Source organism: Actinacidiphila sp. bgisy167 (assembly GCF_057707665.1).
On the sequence record NZ_JBYIQP010000180.1, the window covers coordinates 1 to 2,458 of the forward strand.

Genomic DNA, 2,458 nt, shown 5'->3' on the forward strand with positions numbered 1-2,458 from the left:
CCCCCCCCCCCCCCCCCCCCCCCCCCCCCCCCCCCCCCCCCCCCCCCCCCCCCCCCCGGGGTCGTCAGCCCTGGGTGAGGAGTTCGAGGGTGTCGACGACGCGGTTGGAGAAGCCCCACTCGTTGTCGTACCAGGCGACCACCTTGATGTGGCGGCCGTCGACGCGGGTGAGGGCGGCGTCGAAGATCGCCGAGGCCGGGTGGCCGGTGATGTCGCTGGAGACCAGGGGCTCGGTGGCGTAGTCGAGGATGCCCTTCAACGTGCCGTCGGCGGCGGCGCGGTAGGCCTCCAGCACCTGCTCGCGGGTGACCTCGCGGGAGACGGTGGTGTTGAGCTCGACGATCGAGCCCACCGGCACGGGCACGCGGATCGAGTCGCCCGAGAGCTTGCCGTCGAGCCTCGGCAGCACCTTGCCGATGGCCTTGGCGGCCCCGGTGGTGGTGGGCACGATGTTCACGCCGGCGGCGCGGGCGCGGCGCATGTCGCGGTGCGGTCCGTCCTGGAGGTTCTGCTCCTGGGTGTAGGCGTGCACCGTGGTCATGAAGCCGTGCTCGATGCCGGCCAGATCGTCCAGCACGGACGCGAGCGGGGCAAGGGCGTTCGTGGTGCACGACGCGTTCGACACGATGACGTGGCGGGCCGGGTCGTACTCCTCGGTGTTGACGCCGTACGCGAGGGTGACGTCGGCGCCGTCGGAGGGGGCGCTGACCAGGACCCGCTTGGCGCCGGCGGTCAGGTGCGCGCGGGCGGCGTCCGCCGAGGTGAAGCGGCCGGTGGACTCCAGCACGATGTCGACGCCCAGTTCGGCCCACGGGAGCGCGGCCGGCTCGCGCTCGGCGAGCACCGTGATCCGGCGTCCGTCGACGACCAGGTCGGACCCGTCCACCTCGACGCTGCGGCCGAGCCGGCCAAGGGAGCTGTCGAACCTGAGCAGGTGGGCGAGGGACTCGGGCGCGGTGAGGTCGTTGACGGCGACGACCTCGAGGTCGCTGCCGCGCTCGATGAGGGCGCGCAGGGTGTTGCGTCCGATGCGGCCGAATCCGTTGACGGCGATGCGGGTCATGGCGGTTTCCTTTCGTTTGCCGTCTCCATGCTGGGCGGCGTGCGGTCGCCGCGGCAGTGGCGTGGACGACAGGGTGCGCAAGGATCCCGCCATACTTTTCGCCACTGACCGCAAGGATCTCGCCAACACCCCGCCCCCAAGTCGCGCCGACACCCCGCCCTCGAGTAGCGCCACCACCCCGCCCCCGAGTCGCGCCAAGAGCTCGCCTGGAGTCGCGCCGAGAGTCTCGCCATGCCCCTCAGGCCGAGAAGGTGTTCCGGTACTCCGTGGGCGAGGTGCCGAGAATGCGGTGGAAGTGCAGCCGCAGATTCGCGCCGCTGCCCAGGCCGACGCGGTCGGCGATCTGCTCCACTCCCAGATCGGTGCGCTCGAGCAGTTCACGGGCGAGATCGACTCGGGCGCGCAGCACCCACTGCATCGGCGTGTAGCCGGTGTCCTCCACGAAACGCCGGGAGAAGGTGCGCGCGGACACCCGGGCGTTGCGGGCGAGCGTGTCGAGTGTCAGCGGTTCCGCCAGGTGCGCCAGAGCCCACTCGCGGGTGCTCGCGAACAGGTCGCCGAGGGGCTCGGGGACGCTCCGGGGGACGTACTGGGCCTGGCCGCCGCTGCGGTAGGGCGCCGCCACCAGACGCCGCGCCACATGGTTGGACAGGCCGACGCCGTGGTCGTGCCGCACCAGGTGCAGGCACAGGTCGATGCCGGACGCCGCTCCGGCCGAGGTGAGCACCCCGTCCTCGTCCACGAACAGCACGTTCTCGTCGACCCGTACCAGCGGATGCCGTTCGGCGAGGGCCTTCGTGTAGTGCCAGTGGGTGGTGGCCCGCTTGCCGTCGAGCAGGCCCGTCGCCGCCAGCGCGAAGGCTCCCGTCGAGATGGCCGCGAGCCGGGCGCCGCGTTCGCGGGCCGCCATCAGCGCGCCGACGACCGCCGCGGGGGGCTCGGTGGTCGCCGGCTCCCGGTAGCCGGGGATGAAGACGGTGTCCGCGTGCTCCATGGCCTCCAGGCCCTCCGCCACGTGGTACGACAGTCCATCGCCGCCGGTCACCAGGCCCGGCGCGGCACCGCACACCCGCACCTCGTAGGGCATGCTCGGCCGCCTGGCGAACACCTGCGCCGGGATCCCCACGTCGAGCGGCTTGGCGCCCTCCAGCACGAGCACGACGACCCGGTGGTTCTTCCCGTGGCTCAACGCTCTTCCTCCTGCTCTGCGGCCCCGACGGGTCTTCCGGCCCCGACTGCGCTGCCGACCCGGCTCTCCCGCCCCGATGGCGGGGTGGACGGTCACCGCAAGCATCCTGCCACCGGGCGGCGGGCACCACCCGCCGACCAGACGCCGCCAAGGCGTCGGGCCCCGTGACGAGGGGGGGGGGGGGGGGGGGGGGCGCATCCCCCCCC

2 protein-coding genes are annotated in these 2,458 nt (G+C 73.2%); both read right to left on the reverse strand.

Annotation, left to right across the window (positions count from 1 at the left end; all coding sequences use genetic code 11):
* Positions 1 to 64 precede the first annotated feature (64 nt).
* On the reverse strand, positions 65 to 1,063 hold the full coding sequence (gap, locus tag AC3ET4_RS30575) for a type I glyceraldehyde-3-phosphate dehydrogenase (protein WP_431955186.1): 999 nt from the start codon (positions 1,061 to 1,063) through the stop codon (positions 65 to 67).
* Positions 1,064 to 1,301: 238 nt separating this feature from the next.
* A complete protein-coding gene (locus tag AC3ET4_RS30580) occupies positions 1,302 to 2,252 on the reverse strand; it encodes a GlxA family transcriptional regulator (protein WP_431955188.1) in 951 nt (316 codons plus the stop codon).
* Positions 2,253 to 2,458: the final 206 nt, after the last annotated feature.

What these genes read in the sequence shown, in the direction of transcription:
- gap (WP_431955186.1), bottom strand. Translation starts at nt 1,063, where the DNA reads ATGACCCGCATCGCCGTCAACGGATTCGGCCGCATCGGACGCAACACC.